Annotated in this window: 17 protein-coding genes; 9 read left to right on the top strand and 8 right to left on the bottom strand. The window is 72.8% G+C overall.

Translation table 11 applies throughout. The features are described 5' to 3' along the window. Window position 1 precedes the first annotated feature (1 nt). Together ACZ7N4_RS12310 and ACZ7N4_RS12305 are read right to left on the bottom strand one after the other, a co-directional pair. The gene (locus ACZ7N4_RS12310; protein ID WP_471356950.1) at window positions 2-514 is read right to left on the bottom strand and encodes an EF-hand domain-containing protein; all 513 of its coding nucleotides are present in this window, start codon (window positions 512-514) and stop codon (window positions 2-4) included. A 149-nt stretch (window positions 515-663) separates the two neighbouring features. Beyond that, window positions 664-1,044 carry an STAS domain-containing protein gene (locus ACZ7N4_RS12305; protein ID WP_471356948.1) on the bottom strand — a complete coding sequence of 127 codons (381 nt, stop codon included), beginning with the start codon at window positions 1,042-1,044 and terminating at the stop codon, window positions 664-666. A 335-nt stretch (window positions 1,045-1,379) separates the two neighbouring features. Here ACZ7N4_RS12305 and ACZ7N4_RS12300 point away from each other — a divergent pair, with 335 nt between their 5' ends. Together ACZ7N4_RS12300 and ACZ7N4_RS12295 are read left to right on the top strand one after the other, a co-directional pair. Beyond that, window positions 1,380-1,937 carry a sigma-70 family RNA polymerase sigma factor gene (locus tag ACZ7N4_RS12300; protein WP_471356946.1) on the top strand — a complete coding sequence of 186 codons (558 nt, stop codon included), beginning with the start codon at window positions 1,380-1,382 and terminating at the stop codon, window positions 1,935-1,937. Between the two features lie 143 nt (window positions 1,938-2,080). Beyond that, the gene (locus tag ACZ7N4_RS12295) at window positions 2,081-3,439 is read left to right on the top strand and encodes a zf-HC2 domain-containing protein (RefSeq protein WP_471356943.1); all 1,359 of its coding nucleotides are present in this window, start codon (window positions 2,081-2,083) and stop codon (window positions 3,437-3,439) included. 17 nt (window positions 3,440-3,456) lie between these two features. Here the strand turns inward: ACZ7N4_RS12295 and ACZ7N4_RS12290 are convergent, their stop codons facing one another. The 4 genes from ACZ7N4_RS12290 to ACZ7N4_RS12275 all read right to left on the bottom strand — a co-directional run bounded on the left by ACZ7N4_RS12290 (window position 3,457) and on the right by ACZ7N4_RS12275 (window position 5,656). Beyond that, window positions 3,457-3,924 carry a nuclear transport factor 2 family protein gene (locus ACZ7N4_RS12290; RefSeq protein ID WP_471356940.1) on the bottom strand — a complete coding sequence of 156 codons (468 nt, stop codon included), beginning with the start codon at window positions 3,922-3,924 and terminating at the stop codon, window positions 3,457-3,459. Window positions 3,925-4,045: 121 nt separating this feature from the next. After that, complete coding sequence (locus ACZ7N4_RS12285; protein ID WP_471356939.1) at window positions 4,046-4,393, bottom strand: YciI family protein; 348 nt, start codon at window positions 4,391-4,393, stop codon at window positions 4,046-4,048. A gap of 142 nt (window positions 4,394-4,535) precedes the next feature. Beyond that, window positions 4,536-5,192: a CatB-related O-acetyltransferase gene (locus ACZ7N4_RS12280; protein WP_471356937.1), complete on the bottom strand. Its 657-nt coding sequence runs from the start codon at window positions 5,190-5,192 to the stop codon at window positions 4,536-4,538. A 71-nt stretch (window positions 5,193-5,263) separates the two neighbouring features. Next, on the bottom strand, window positions 5,264-5,656 hold the full coding sequence (locus ACZ7N4_RS12275; protein ID WP_471356934.1) for a VOC family protein: 393 nt from the start codon (window positions 5,654-5,656) through the stop codon (window positions 5,264-5,266). Window positions 5,657-5,808: 152 nt separating this feature from the next. Here ACZ7N4_RS12275 and ACZ7N4_RS12270 point away from each other — a divergent pair, with 152 nt between their 5' ends. Beyond that, window positions 5,809-6,462, top strand: a complete 654-nt coding sequence (locus ACZ7N4_RS12270) for a TetR/AcrR family transcriptional regulator (RefSeq protein WP_471356931.1) — start codon at window positions 5,809-5,811, stop codon at window positions 6,460-6,462. An 89-nt stretch (window positions 6,463-6,551) separates the two neighbouring features. Here ACZ7N4_RS12270 and ACZ7N4_RS12265 read toward each other — a convergent pair whose 3' ends face one another. Further along, entirely contained in the window at window positions 6,552-8,099 is a 1,548-nt protein-coding gene (locus tag ACZ7N4_RS12265; RefSeq protein WP_471356928.1) for a class I adenylate-forming enzyme family protein, read from the bottom strand. Between the two features lie 78 nt (window positions 8,100-8,177). Between ACZ7N4_RS12265 and ACZ7N4_RS12260 the strand changes: the two genes are divergently transcribed. From ACZ7N4_RS12260 to ACZ7N4_RS12240, 5 genes are all read left to right on the top strand, one after another. After that, entirely contained in the window at window positions 8,178-9,374 is a 1,197-nt protein-coding gene (locus ACZ7N4_RS12260; RefSeq protein ID WP_471356925.1) for an amidohydrolase family protein, read from the top strand. Then, complete coding sequence (locus tag ACZ7N4_RS12255; RefSeq protein ID WP_471356922.1) at window positions 9,374-10,507, top strand: acyl-CoA dehydrogenase family protein; 1,134 nt, start codon at window positions 9,374-9,376, stop codon at window positions 10,505-10,507. Before ACZ7N4_RS12260 ends, ACZ7N4_RS12255 begins: the two co-directional genes overlap by 1 nt. A gap of 2 nt (window positions 10,508-10,509) precedes the next feature. Next, entirely contained in the window at window positions 10,510-11,520 is a 1,011-nt protein-coding gene (locus tag ACZ7N4_RS12250; RefSeq protein ID WP_471356920.1) for an acyl-CoA dehydrogenase family protein, read from the top strand. A 397-nt stretch (window positions 11,521-11,917) separates the two neighbouring features. Continuing rightward, on the top strand, window positions 11,918-12,055 hold the full coding sequence (locus ACZ7N4_RS12245; protein ID WP_189294915.1) for a hypothetical protein: 138 nt from the start codon (window positions 11,918-11,920) through the stop codon (window positions 12,053-12,055). Between the two features lie 18 nt (window positions 12,056-12,073). Then, window positions 12,074-12,547, top strand: coding sequence for an ATP-binding protein (locus ACZ7N4_RS12240; RefSeq protein WP_471357154.1), 474 nt, complete (start codon window positions 12,074-12,076; stop codon window positions 12,545-12,547). A gap of 354 nt (window positions 12,548-12,901) precedes the next feature. Here the strand turns inward: ACZ7N4_RS12240 and ACZ7N4_RS12235 are convergent, their stop codons facing one another. Further along, entirely contained in the window at window positions 12,902-13,828 is a 927-nt protein-coding gene (locus ACZ7N4_RS12235; RefSeq protein WP_471356917.1) for a cyclase family protein, read from the bottom strand. Between the two features lie 99 nt (window positions 13,829-13,927). Here ACZ7N4_RS12235 and ACZ7N4_RS12230 point away from each other — a divergent pair, with 99 nt between their 5' ends. Beyond that, window positions 13,928-14,839, top strand: a complete 912-nt coding sequence (locus tag ACZ7N4_RS12230) for an SDR family NAD(P)-dependent oxidoreductase (RefSeq protein ID WP_471356916.1) — start codon at window positions 13,928-13,930, stop codon at window positions 14,837-14,839. Window positions 14,840-14,871: the final 32 nt, after the last annotated feature.

The raw sequence follows: 14,871 nt of genomic DNA, 5'->3' as shown, positions 1-14,871 counted from the left end.
CCTACTCGGGCACCGTGAAGTAGCGGGCGAACGCGGGGACGATGTCCGGCTCGCCGATCGTCCCGTCGCCGTCGGTGTCGAGGGCGGCGGCGATTGCCTCGGCCTGGTCCGCCGGAACGTGCAGGACGCGGAGCACCCGCGCCGCGTCGGCGACACCGGCCCTGCCGTCTCCGCCGCCGCCCGCCACCGCGAGGGCCGCGTGCAGGAAGGGGCGGGCGATCTCGGCGAAGCGGTCGGGGTTGTCGCGCAGCCGCTTGACCGCGCCGTCGACGAACTCCTCGCGGGTGATGCGCTGGTCGCCGTCCCGGTCCGCGATGCCGGCCATGCCCTGCCAGAACGCCTCCGCTCCGGCGTACAGCGCCTGGCCCCTGTCGGAGCGCGCGGGCACACCGAACTCGGCGAGCAGCGCCTTGGCCGCCGCGTTGAAGTCCTCACGGTCGATGGAGCCGTTGCCGTCCTGGTCGAAGGTGGCGAACCGGGCGGCGATCCTGCGCTCGTACTCGGTGCTGGCCATGGCTGTTCGGGCCGCCTTCCGTTGACGTGGGGGTTGGTCCGGGTGGGAGCGTACGTCGCGGGGGGCGGGAAGGCGGCGGCAAAGCGGCGGTTGTGCCAAGACCGGGGGAATTCCGCGACAACTCCATGGCGTCGGGACGGGAATCGTGCTCAGGCCGAGAGGGGGTCCGCGTCGTCGGTGGTGGCGGACTCGACGTCGGGGCGGACGTCGAAGAGCCGGCGGACACCGAGCGCGCCGAGGACCCGGTTGACGTGCGAGCCGTCCTCGGCGCCCCGGTCCGGCAGGATCAGCCGCAGCCGTCCCTGGCAGGAGCGGATCAGCCGGCGGGCGGCGATGAGGACGCCGACCCCGCTGGAGTCGCAGAAGAACACGTCGGAGAGGTCCACGACGAGGTCGTGGTGCCCCTCGGCGACGATGTCGTGCACCCGCTGGCGCAGTACCGGCGAGGTCATCAGGTCCAGTTCCCCGGAGACCTGGAGCACGGCCCACTCGTGCCGTTGGACGCCGGTCACCTTGAATGTCACGGCCATGCCCCTCCGCTCGCCGGATCCCGCGGAACCGCCCGGAAACGGAAGCAGTTCCTACGTTTCTTTCCGCGCGGCTGCCCAGCGGCCGTTCCCTGAAACGTGACCCGGCAAACGGCAGGCGATCGGCAAGGGGCTTGTTTCGGTCACTATCGATCCTGTTCGATCAGGGGTGTACGCGGCCTGTGTGAAGGTTGTGTGAAGAGGGCACTATCACCTGCGGCGACGCCGGGGGCGCACATTGCCCCAAAGGGGCGTGCGTTGTCAGACGTGCCGACTACATTCGAGACGACAGGACCGACAGGCTGGACGGGCCGGACAGGGTGAGGGGAGGGGATCGCATGGCCAGGAAGGACGTACCGCCCCGCTGGGACCGCAAGATGCAGCAGCGGCTCGCGCGCGGAGAGGCGGCCGCCCTCGGTGAGCTGTACGACCGTTTCGCCTCCCTCGTGCACAGCCTCGCCCACCGCGTCCTCGCCGACGAACGGGCCGCCGACGCCGTCACCCGCGAGGTCTTCGCCCACGTCTGGGAGCACCCCGAGACCTACGACCCCCGGCAGGGCCCGCTGCGCTCCTGGGTCGCCGCCGTCACCCACCGGGTCGCCGTGCAGCGGCTGCGGGACCGGGAGGAACGGGAGCAGCCGCGGCGCGAGGAACTGGAGAGCACCGTCCGCCGCGCCTCCGTCGCCGCCCGCGCCGACTACATCGTCCACTCCATGCCGGCCCCGCTGCGCGCCGCCCTGGACCGGGCCTACGTCCGGCGCCTCGACTACCGCCAGACCGCGGCCGACCTCGGCGTCACCGAGGAGGAGGCCCGCCGCCGGCTCCGCCTCGGCCTCCAACTCCTCTCCACCGCCCACGACACCGGCACACCGCCGGGGTACCGGGGTGCGGTGTGACGGGCGCGGGTGGGTTCGAGGCGCGGGACGGGTACGACGAGCACGACGGCCGGGGAGGGGAAGGGGGCCGCGGGGATGACGCGCGCGATGAGCGGTCCTTCGGCGAACGGCCGCACGGTGAAGCCGACTTGAGCGGGCCGGGGGTGGCAGACGGGGGGCGCGGTCGGGACGGTCGTCACGACGAAGCCGACGACGGCGGTGCCGGACGCGACGGTGCCGGCCGTCCCGGTGGTCCCGGTGACGCGGGGCACGGCGGAGCCGGCGGGAACGGGCCCGCGCCCGCCCCGCGTATACCCACGCCCCGCGCCTCCGTGGAGGACGGCGGGGTTCCGCTGCCCGACCTCGCCGACCTGGGGGACCTCGCACCCGTGCCGCTCGACCTGTCGCACGACGTCCTGAAGTCGCTGCTCGGCGCCTGGGCGCTGGCCGCCTGCTCGGCGGCGGAGACCGCGGCCGTGGAGGAGCACCTGGGCGACTGCGGCGCGTGCGCAGACGAGGCCCGCCGGCTGCGCGAGGCGGTCGGCCTGCTGCACCAGCCCGAGAGCCTGGACCTGGACCCCGGGCTGCGCACCCGCGTCCTGGAGAGCTGCCTGAACCGCCGGCCGCCGCGCATCCCGGTGCCCGACTGGGCGGCGCCGTACGACGCCGAGACCGCGCGGCTGGACGCGCTGCTCCAGGACTTCGGCGACGCGGAGTGGCACGCGCCGGTGCGGCTGCGCTGGTTCGAGCGGGACACGCAGACGAGCCGTCGTACGACCGTCGCCGGGGTGATCGCGCACCTGCTGTCGGTGGACGGGCTGATCGCCGCCGCGCTCGGCCTGGAGGACCCGCTGGCCGGGGTCGCCGGGGCGGCGCAGCCGGGTGCCACGGGCCCGGCCGGCCGTACGGAGGCGTTCTGGGGGGCCTCGCACTTCCCGCCGACGCGGTCGGTGCGGGGGCCGTGGCGGGAGCAGAGCCACAGCCTGGTGCGGACGGTGTCCTTCACCGGCGGTCACACGGGCGGTCTGGAGGTGTCGTACGGCGACTTCGCGCTGCCGCTGCACGACGCGATGCTGGACCGCGCCTTCGAGTGCTGGGTGCACGCGGCGGACATCGCGGAGGCGGTTGACTACCCGTACACACCGCCGGCGCCGCGCCACCTCCACCGGATGATCACCCTCGCCGCCCGCCTGCTGCCGACGGTACTCGCCGAGCGCCGCCGCGCGGGCCTGTCCGCGCCGGGGCACCGGACCCCGCACCTGGTCCCGGCCGGAGCGCCCGGCCGCAGCCTGCGCCTGGAGATCGAGGGCGCGGCCGGCGGTGAGTGGCTGATCCCGCTCGACTCACCGGCCGCGGTGGGTTCCGCGGAGTTCGAGGTGGCCCATGTGGCCCTGGACGGCGTGGAGTTCTGCCACCTGGCCGCGGGCCATGTGTCACCGGAGGACGCGGCGGTGGGCCAGAACGGCGACCGCCAGGCGATCAGGGACGTCCTGTTCGCGGTGGCCTCGCTGAGCCGGATGTGAGGGGCGCGGGGCCTGTCTCACCTCGACCCGGTTTCATCGCACGGCGGGTCCGGCTCGGCGCAGGCGTCGGCGACGGCGCGCGTGTCCCAGTAGAACGGACGGACCTCGGTGATCCGCCCGCCCTTGACCGTGATCGTCTGCAGGATCGGGAAGTCCAGTTCCCGGCCCGTGGCGCGAGCGCGAGCACGAACGCGGGTGAGCACGACGGCGGTTTCACCGGTGGCGAGGAACTCCTGCTCCACCATGTCGAAGGACTCCCAGACCTCTCCCATCCTGCGGAAGAATCGGGCCATGCCGTCGTGCCCGCGCCACGTGCCGCCATAGGGCAGAGCCTCTGCCTGGTGCAGCTGGACATCCGGCGCGAAGAAGGGGGCGAGCAGGTCGAACGAGGCTTCGCCGGGCCCTCCTGCCGCCAGGTACCGCGCCTCGGCCGTGTACATGCCGGCGAGAACGTCCGTCGACTCGGTGGGGGATGTCATCGTCATGCCGCCAGCATGAGCACCGCGGTGAACCCTTGCTGGCGGCATTCGGACGTCGTCCGCCGGGCGGCCGTCCCGCGGCGGACGACGGTCGGGTCGGCGTCGGCGGGCCCCTGACCCGCCCGGCTCAGGCGGATTCGAGGATCGGGCGGATCTCGACGGTCTCCGGGGTGGGGAGGCTCTTGGCGAGTTCGACGGCCTCGTCGCGGTCGGCGACGTCGATGACGAACCAGCCTCCGAGGGTCTCCTCACCCGGCTGTGCGGGCCCGTCGGTCACCGCCGGTGCGCCGTCGGCCCCCGCGCGCACCGTCACGGGGGCGATGTGCTCGGTCTCCAGGGCCTCGCCGCCGACCAGCTTCCCGGCCGCGGCAAGGCCGCCGATCCAGGCTTCGTACTCCTCGCGGTAGGCGGCCCGGTCGGTCCGGATCCGACGGCGTGACGCGTCCGTCTCGAAGATCACGAGTGCGAACTTCATGCAGGCTCCTCTCGGACCGCCCCACGGGCGGCCACCGGTGAACGGGCGGGTGGGGACGGCCGCTCGGGTGCCGCAGTCCCGCGCAGGCGATGCGGGCGGGCGCGGCGATCTGCCGTGCGCTGCCAGGAAGCCGTCGGGGGTGTCAAAGGGGCTTTCCCACACCGTGCTCGGCGGCGATGCGGGCGATGTCGTCGGGGGTGCCGGCCATGATGGTCCGGGCGTGTTCGGTGACGAGGGCGACGGGCCAGTCCCACCACGCGGCGCGCCGCAGTCGCTCGATGTCCGCGTCGTCGAACCGCTGCCGGATCGGTCGGGCCGGGTTGCCGCCGACGATCGTGTAGGGCGGGACATCGGCGGTGACCACGGCGCCCGCCGCGATGACGGCACCGTCACCGATGCGGACGCCGGGCATGACGGTCACCCCGTGACCCAGCCAGACGTCGTTGCCGATCACCGTGTCCCCGCGGCTGGGCATGGAGGTGACGATGTCCAGGGTCTCCTCGGCCCAGCGGCCGCCGAACATGGTGAACGGGAACGTGGACACGCCCATCGTCGGATGCTCCGCGCCCGCCATCAGGAACCTGGTTCCCATGGCGATCGCGCAGTACTTGCCGATGACCAGTCGCTCGGGGCCGTACGCGTACAGAACGTTGCGGTGCTCGAACTCGGTGGCGCCGTCCGGGTCGTCGTAGTACGTGTACTCGCCCACGACGACGTTCGGCGAGGTGACCAGGGGCTTGAGGAACACCACCCGGTCGTGCGCGGGGAGCGGGTGGACGGTGGTGGGGTCAGGTGACAAGGGATCTTCCTTGGGTCGTTCGGCCCGTGGCCTTCGGGAAGTGGTGGCTCGCGGCCCGCCAGGGCGACAGGTCAGGAAGGGTCGGAAGGGGTGACCCACTCGACGAACTGGATGACCACTCCGTTCGGGTCCTGGATCTGGAACAGCCGCTCGCCCCACGGCTCTTCACGCAACGGCATGGTGATGTCGACCCCCTCGGCGCGCAGCCGCCTCTCCTCGTCGGCGATGCCGGTGCCGGTGAAGGCGAGGATCACTCCGGAGGCGTGCTGGTCGCGCTGCTCCGCCGGCAGCACGTCGATGCCGCGCGCGAGCAGAACGACGTCCGCCGCGGCGTCGCCGCGCGTCAGGGAGGCGAAGCCCTCGGCGGCGGCCTGTTCGGTGTAGCCGAGGTGGCGGGTGAAGAACCGCTGGGACGCGGCGACGTCGTCGACGGTGAAGCTGACGGTGGACGCGGTGATCTGCAAGGCGGTTCTCCTCGGAGACGGGAACGGTCTGCCCCGGTGGGTCAGGCGAGCCGAACCGACTCACCCCCGACGCAAACTTACGACCGGCGTAAAGTTAGCCCAGTTGCCGCAGGGGTGTCAACATAAAAATGCTACGAGGGTAAGATTGCCCCATGCCTACTGACGCCCCCTCGCCCGCGCAGCCGGCCGGCCTCCGCGAAACGAAGAAGCAGGAGACCCGGCGACTCATCTCCGACCACGCCACCCGCCTCTTCATCGACCAGGGCTTCGAGCGGACCACGATCGCCGAGATCGCCGCCGCCGCACGCGTGGCCAAGAAGACGGTGACCAACTACTTCGCGCGCAAGGAGGACCTGGCCCTCGACCACCAGGACGTGTTCATCGCGTCCCTGGCGGACACGGTGGTCGGCCGGCACCCGGGCGAGTCCGCACTGGCGGCGTTGCGGCGCGCCTTCGCCGACTCCGTCGCGACCAGGGATCCGGTCTCCGGGTTCTCCGGGCCGGCCTTCGCCCGCATGATCACCGACAGCCCCACCCTCACGGCCTGCCTGCGCGGCCTGCACGACCAGCGTGAACGCGCCCTCGCCGACGCCCTCGCCGCGGCCGTCGGCGCACCACGGGACGACATCACCGTCCAGACGGCCGCCGGGCTGCTCGGCGCCGTCCACCGCATCCTGTTCCAGCGCATCCAGGAGCTCACCCTGGCCGGCCATGCCGATGACGACATCGCCGAAACCGTCACCGCGGAAGCCGCCGACGCCTTCGGCCTGCTCGAACCGTCCCTCGCCGGCTACGCCGTCGCCTGACCCGCCGTCCCGGAGCACGAGCCTGCCGAGGCGGACGGGCCGCCGGGCCCGGCCGCGAGCGCTGCGAGCGCGGCACCGTGGCGGCGCCGCTAGGGCAACGGTCCTGAGAACCGCTCCCGCAGCTCGTACTTCAACACCTTCCGCAGCGTGTCGTTCCGCGGCAACGCCTCCACCACCTCCAGCCGCTCCGGCAGTTTGTGCACGGACAGCCCCTTCGCGCGGAGGAAGGAGACGACCTCCGGCAAGGTCAACGGACCCGCGTCCGGCGGCTGTTCGAGCACCGCGCAGACCACCTCCCCGCGGTCACGGTCCGGAAGTCCGATCACGGCCGCGTCGGCCACCGCCGGATGCGCGGTGAGGAGGTCCTCGATCTCCTTGGCGGAGATGTTCTCGCCCTTGCGGATGATCACGTCCTTGAGACGGCCGGTGAGGACCAGGTGGCCGGAGTCGGTCAGCCGGCCCAGGTCCCCGGTGCGCAGGAAGCCGTCCTCGTCGAAGGCCGCCGCCGTCTGGGCGGGGTCCAGGTAGCCACGGCAGACGGCCTCGCCGCGCAGGCGTACCTCGCCGTCCACGATGCGGATCTCCATGGCGGCCGAGGGGCGGCCCTCGGTCGTCGCCAGGTTCTCCGGGGTGTCCTCCGGGTCGCCCATGGTGATCATCGGTGCCTCGGTCATGCCGTAGCCGTGGGTGAGCTGGACGCCCATCTCGCGGACCACGCAGTGGTACAGCTCGGGCGGCTTGGGGGCACCGCCGCCCGCGAGGAGACGCAGGGTGGGGATCACCTTCACCCCCGGCCGCCGGCGCTGCTCGGCGAGGAACATCGAGTAGAAGGCCGTGGAGCCGCCGGCCACCGTCACCCCGTGCCGCCGGTACTCCGCCAGCGCCTCCGGCAGCGCGAAGTGCTCGCACATCACCGCCGGGAAGCCGTACAGCAGGAGCATCACCGTGTAGTCGGGGCCCGCTATGTGGGCGTAGGGGAAGGCCATCGAGCCGACGTCGTCCGACGACAACCGCAGGGCGTGCGCCAGGCAGGAGCCGCCCGCGACGAGGGAACGGTCGGTGTGCAGGACGCCCTTGGGGTCGGAGGTCGTCCCGGAGGTCCAGTAGATCCAGCGGACCGAGGTGCCCTCGGCGGGAGGAGGGGGAAGCGTGGCCGGGTCGCCGTCGGGGAGGGTGTCGTACGCCTCGAAGACGCCCCTCGCGCCGAGCCGCCGCGCCATCTCCGTGTGGTCGTGGCCGCGCCAGACGCCCGGTACGGCGAAGAACTCCGCCTTCGACTCGCGCAGCGCGAAGCCGACCTCGCGGTCCCGGTGGAACGGGATCAGCGGGGACTGCACGGCGCCCAGGCGGGCCAGGGCGAAGGACAGCAGGGCGGTCTCGATGCGGGTGGGCAACTGCCAGGCGACCACCGTGCCGGGGCGCACGCCCATGGCGTACAGACCGGCCGCGACGCGTTCGGAGCGGGTGCGCAGGGCGTCGAAGGTGAGGACGCGGTCCCCCTGGAGCAGGACCGGGCGGTCGGGGGTGAGGGCGGCCCGGCGGGTGACCAGCTCCCACAGTGTGCGGGCGGAACTCAGGGTGTGCGGGGTCTCGTTCACGGCTGCCCCCTGCTTGGCTGACGACTCGTCAGCTGCCATGCTATCTGACGGACCATCAGATCAGCAGAGTCCAGTCGAGCAGCCGAACAGGCGACGCACCGTACGGCGGAGGGACCCATGGCGACCGAACTGCCCCGCATCATCAGCGTCGACGACCACGTGATCGAGCCCGCCCACCTCTTCGAGACCTGGCTCCCGGCCAGGTACCGGGAGCGCGGGCCCCAGCCGCTGACCGCCGGGATCGGGGAGCTGGCCTACGTCGGCGGGAAGTACCAGATCACCATGGATCCGCAGGGGCCGCCCACGGACTGGTGGATCTACGAGGACCTGAAGTTCCCGTACAAGCGGAACATCGCCGCCGTCGGCTTCGACCGGGACGAGATGACTTTGGAGGGAATCACCCGGGAGCAGATGCGGCGCGGGTGCTGGGACCCGAAGGCGCGCCTGGCCGACATGGACCTCAACCACGTGGAGGGCTCCCTCTGCTTCCCGACCTTCCCCCGCTTCTGCGGGCAGACCTTCGCCGAGGCCCACGACAAGGAGGTCGCCCTCGCCTGCGTGCGCGCCTACAACGACTGGATGGTGGAGGAGTGGTGCGGGGACAGCGGCGGCCGGCTGATCCCGCTGTGCCTGATCCCGCTGTGGGACGTGGAACCGGCCGTCGCGGAGATCCGGCGGAACGCGGAGCGCGGGGTGCGGGCCGTCACCTTCTCGGAGATCCCCACCCACCTGGGGCTGCCCTCCATCCACTCCGGCTACTGGGACCCGTTCTTCGCCGTCTGCCAGGAGACCGGCACGGTCGTCAACATGCACATCGGCAGCAGCTCCCAGATGCCCGCCGCCTCCCCGGACGCACCGCCCGCCGTACAGGCCTCGCTGAGCTTCAACAACGCGATGGCCTCGATGATGGACTACCTCTTCAGCGGCGTCCTGGTGAAGTTCCCCCGGCTCACACTCGCCTACTCCGAGGGGCAGATGGGCTGGATCCCGTACGCCCTGGAACGCGCCGACGACGTGTGGGAGGAGCACCGCGCCTGGGGCGGGGTGCGGGACCTGGTCCCCGAGCCCCCGTCGACGTACTACTACCGGCAGATCTACTGCTGCTTCTTCCGTGACAAGCACGGCGTCGCCTCGCTGGACGTGGTCGGACGGGACAACGCCACCTTCGAGACCGACTACCCGCACGTCGACTCGACCTTCCCGCACACCAAGGAGGTCGCCCTCGACCATGTGAAGGGGCTCGACGACGAGACCGTGTACAAGCTGATGCGGGGCAACGCCATCCGCATGCTCGGCCTGGACCTGGACCGGTAGTGGACCTGTCGTACTCGCCGGAGGAGGAGGAGTTCCGGGGGCGGCTGCGGGAGTGGCTCGCCAAGGTGCTGCCCACCCTGCCGGGCAAGCCGTCCCCGGACGACTGGCCCGGCCGCCGTGCCTACGACCTCGGCTGGCAGCGGATGCTGTACGACGCCGGGTACGCCGACGTGCACTGGGACGCCTCCCCGACCACCCGGCTGATCTTCCTGGAGGAGACCGAGAAGGCCTGCGCGCCCTACGTGGGCGCGAACTTCGTCGGACTGCTGCACGCAGGACCGACCATCGCCGCCGAGGGGACCCCCGGGCAGCGGGCGCGCTGGCTGCCGCCGATCCTGCGCGGCGAACACGTGTGGTGCCAGGGGTTCAGCGAACCGGACGCCGGGTCCGACCTCGCGTCGCTGCGCACGCGCGCGCGGAGGGACGGCGACCACTACGTGGTGACCGGGTCCAAGATCTGGACCTCGCACGCCGAAGTAGCCGACTGGTGCGAGCTGCTGGTCCGCACGGACCCCGCGGCGCCCCGGCACCGGGGCATCACCTGGCTGGCGATGCCCATGGACGCCGAGGGCGTCACCGTACGGCCGCTGCGCACCCTCGCGGGGTCGGCGGAGTTCGCCGAGGTGTTCCTGGACGAGGTACGGGTGCCGGTCGCCAACCGGGTGGGGGAGGAGAACGACGGCTGGCGCGTCACCCTGGTCACCCTCGCCTTCGAGCGCGGCACCGCCTTCGTCGGCGAGGTCGTCGCCTGCCGCCGGCTGCTGTGTGAACTGGCCCGTACGGCCCGGGCGAACGGACGCTGGGGCGAGCCGGAGCTGCGCCGGCGGCTGGGCCGGCTCGACGCGGAGTTCCGGGCGCTGTGGCGGCTGACCCAGTGGAACGTGAGCGAGGCGGAGGCGAACGGCGGGGTGCCGGGCGTCGGCGGTTCGGTGTTCAAGCTCCGCTACTCGCACGCCCGGCAGGAGCTGTACGACGCCGCCGCCGAGGTGCTCGGGCCGGACTGCCTCGACCTGGACCGGCCCTGGGTGCTGGACCGGCTGTCCTCGCTGTCGTACACGATCGCGGCCGGGACCTCGCAGATCCAGCGGACCATCGTGGCCGAGCGGATCCTCGGCCTGCCCAGGGGGAGGTGACCGTGCGCTTCCGACTCACCGACGACCAGGCCGCCTTGCGGGCCGGGGTGCGGGAACTGCTGGAGCGGTGCTTCGGGCGGGAGGCGCTGCGCGCGGCCGTCGACGCACCGGGCCGGCTCGACCGGGCGCTGTGGCGGACCCTCGGGGAGGCGGGGTTCTTCGCCCTGCGGCTGCCCGAGGCGGACGGCGGGGCCGGGCTGGGGCTGCCCGAGGCGGTGCTGGCCTTCGAGGAGGCGGGGCGGGCCCTGCTGCCCGGCCCGCTGCTCGCCACCCACCTCGCGGCCGGCACCGTGCCCGGCGCGGCGAGCGGGGAGACGGTCGTGGCGGCAGCCGACGGGGGGCTGGTGGAGTGGCTTGACGCGGCGGACGCCGTCCGCGGGGACGTGTCCGGCGCGGTGGCGCTGCGGTCGGTGGACCCGCTGACGCCGCTGCACCGGCTGACCGCCGGGCCCGCGGAAACCGTTCCGGCGCCCCCCGCTCCCGGCTCCGTGCCCCCGGGCCCCGACGCGCCGCCCCCGGTTCCCGTCGCGGTGTCTCCCGGTCGCGGGCTCGCGCCCTCGTATCCCGGCTCCGTGCCCCCCGGTCCCGTCCCCCCGCCCCCGGATCCCGTAGCCGTGCTGCTCACCGCCGCCGAACAGCTGGGCACGGCTGGACGGGTGTGCGAGCTGACCGTGGAACACGCCCGGGCGCGACTGCAGTTCGGGCGGCCGATCGGGGCGTTCCAGGCCGTCCAGCACCTCTGCGCCGACCTGCTGGTGCGGGCCGAGACCGCGCGCGCCGCCGTCTACGCCGCCGCCGTCACGGCCGACCCCGCCGACATCGCCGCCGCCCGGCTGCTCGCCGACGAGGCCGCCGTGCAGGGGGCCCGCGACTGCCTCCAGGTGCACGGCGGGATGGGGTTCACCTGGGAGGCGGACGTGCATCTACACCTGAAACGGGCCTGGGTGCGGGCCCGGCGTGCCGGAGGGAGCACCCAGGGTGCGGAACTGCTCGCCGCCGCGCTCGCGGGCTGAGCCGGCGGGGGCGTCCCGGACCGCCGTACCCGGAAAGCTTTGGCCCACGATGTCGCGGATCGTGGCGAACCGGAATCACGGAGCGTTGATACCGGGTTGTGTCCTGCCCGGGACTCGTCACGGCCCGGAGTCGGGTGGGTGCTCGGGTACCTTGTGTGGGATGCGAGTGGCTGCGCGTACGAGCCGTGCCGGCGGTGCCCCTGGAGTGGTGCCGGGCCGCGCGGTGCGCACCGCCGCTCGCTGGGCGGACCGGGTGGTCAGGCCCGCCTGTTCGACTCCCTGGCACGCGCGTCGCACAGTATGCCGTACGCGTACTCCTTCGCGCGGGAATATGCCCGAAGCGCTTGTCGGGGTGACTGTACGTCAACCATGCTGTCTCGCAAGGGAGTCACAGTCCGTGACCCTTGCTCTGGCCGTTGTCCTGGCCATGCAGAAAATGGCTACGATCGTGGCCCTCGCCGTGATCGCCGCCGCGGCTGACACCGTGGCGCGCGGCCGGTACGGGGTCATGTGTCCGCCGGTTCGGATGGTGTGAGCGGTGCAGGTGCTTCAAGTGCAGCTGGAGATCCGGCCCGACCCCGCAGAGGTGGGCCGGGCCAGGCGGTGGGCCCGCTCGCGGCTCGCCGGATCGGGGATAACGGCCGACGAGCCGCTGGCCGAGACGCTGATCCTGCTGGTCTCCGAGCTGGTGACCAACGCCGTGGTGCACACCGGGCGGCCGGCCGTGCTGCGGCTGTGTCTGCCGGCGCCGGCCGCCGAGGACCGCGCGTCGGCGACGGTGCGGGTGGAGGTGGAGGACGGCAGCTCCCGCGCCCCCGTCCCCCGCTGCGCCGGCAGTGACGCCACCGGTGGCCGGGGCCTCGCCCTCGTGGACTGCCTCGCCGACCGCTGGGGCTGGAGCCCGGAGGGTGCCGGCAAGAGCATCTGGTGCGAGCTGGACCGCTGTTCACAGCGCCGGGAGAGCGCGGCGACGGCGTACGGGGGCGGACTGTCCGCGTACGAGGATCTCGCCTTTGAAGCGGTGTAGCCGTCCGGAGCGGTGATGCGCCGGGCGTGCGACCGTGCGCGGGTGCCGTGATCGAGGTGCCGCAACACGGGCGCGCACCGGCGTTGACGTCTCCTGAACGGCTGATCAGGCTGGGGGCGACGATTCGCCGCGAGGGGACGGCGAGGGCCCGGGGTCCCCGGCCGTCCTCGTCGAAGGCGGGTCGCCCCGGGGTGGCGGCGCGTGCGTGTGACGGTGGGGGGAGGCGCGCCGCCCACCGGTGTCCCGGAGGGTCGCCACCGGTGTCCCGGAGGGTCGCCACCGGTGTCCCGGAGGTACACCCCCCGTCTCCCGGAGGATCACCCCCGTCTCCCGGAGGACCGCCCCCCGTCTACTTCAGAGGATCGCCACCGGTGCCACCGGTGCCCCCGTCCCGCCCACGAACGGCTCGGGCACCGCCGACAGCAGGAACGCGTACCGCCCGCTTTCTCCACAGGCTGTGGACAACTCTTCGAGATTCCAGTTCTGGCCCTGCAGCATGCCCATCTCCACCAGGTGCAGCGCGTGGACCGGCAGCCACAGATCCTCGATCTCGGGCGGGAAGATCTCGAAAGTGAGCGTGTCGTTCGCGACCGCCGCCACACCGCGCGTGTGGAACCACTCCGGGCAGCGCACCGAGAGCCCCGGCGACGGATGGCCGTACCCGTGCCGGTCCCCGGTCAGGAGGACCCGCACCTGACCGGTGCGTACGAGCACGATGTCACCGGCACGCACGCGCGTACCCGCGAACTCCTCGGCGGCCTCCAGGTCCTCCGGCGTCACGGCGTGCCCGCCCGCCAGCCGCTCCACGTCCCGCGCGCGGGCCACGTCCAGCAGCACCCCGCGCGAGACGAGGTGCCGGACCTTGTCGATGCCGCCGAACTCGGCGCCGCCGTGCGCGGTGACGGTGTGCGCGGGACGGCCGTTGTAGAGCTTCCCCGAGTGCGAGACATGGGTCAGCGCGTCCCAGTGGGTGCCGGCCTGCAGGCCCATGGTCACCGCGTCGTCGCTGCACGCGACCGTGCCCGGCCCGAACAGTTCCTGGTTGATCTGCACCATCGCGTGCAACGGGTCGATCCGGCCCGGGATCATCCCCGTCTGCACGCCGTCCTGCCGGAGCGGGAGGGCGAGCGGCACACGGCGCCCGGTGCGCACCTCGCGGGCGGCCGCCCGGACGACCTCGTCCGTGATCAGGTTCAGGGTGCCGATCTCGTCGCCGGCGCCCCAGCGGCCCCAGTTGTTCACCCGCTCGGCGATGTCGTGGAACTCCTGCGGCAGTGCCATCCGGTGCCTCCCCGGGGCTTGTGTCCGCGCCTTCGGCGGGCCAGTCTGGCGTTGCCACAAATCTAACGGGCCGTCAGAAACTGCGGGAAGGGGCCGGGGATGGGGAACTTCTTGGCGGGCAGGGTCGTCGCCGTGACGGGTGCCGGGCGCGGCATCGGCCGCGCGGTGGCCCTCGCGGCGGCGGCCGACGGCGCGAAGGTGGTCGTCAACGACTACGGCGTGGCCGTGGACGGCGCCTCACCCGCCGGCGAGGTCGCCGAGTCCGTCGTCAAGGAGATCCAGGCGGCGGGCGGCGAGGCCGTCGCGGTCGCCGACGACATCTCCACCATGGCGGGCGGACAGCGGGTCGTGGACACGGCGGTGGAGACCTACGGCCGGATCGACGGGGCCGTGTGCGTGGCGGGCATCCTGCGCGAGCGGATGCTGTTCAACATGACCGAGGAGGAGTGGGACCCGGTCATCGCCACCCACCTCAAGGGCACGTTCACCGTGTTCCGGGCCGCCTCCGCGGTGATGCGCAGACAGCGCTCGGGCACACTGATCGGCTTCACCAGCGGCAACCATCAGGGCTCCGTCTCCCAGGCCAACTACAGCGCCGCCAAGGGCGGGATCATCTCCCTCGTCCGCAGCGCCGCGCTGGGCCTGCACAAGTACGGGGTGACCGCGAACGCCGTGGCGCCCGTGGCCCGTACCCGGATGTCGGCCAACGTGCCCGTCCGGCTGGCGGAGATCGGCGAGCCGGAGGACGTGGCCGCACTCGTGGTGTACCTGCTCTCCGACCACGCCGCCGCGCAGGGCGTCACCGGGCAGGTGTACACGGTCGCCGGACCGAAGATCGCGGTCTGGGCGCAGCCGAGGGAACTGCGGGCCGCGTACGCCACCGGCGGGTGGACCCCGCAGACCCTCGCCGAGCTCCTGCCGGGGTCGGTGGGTGTGGATCCGATGCCGATGCTCTCCGAGGTGGCGGCGATGGAGGAGGCGGCGCGGGCTGCTTCCCGGCCCAACGCCTGACAGCCCGGGAGACCCCGCCGGCGCGGACGAGC

It is taken from the genome of Streptomyces sp. NPDC107654, assembly GCF_055639035.1.
This window is presented reverse-complemented; position numbering and strand designations above follow the sequence as displayed.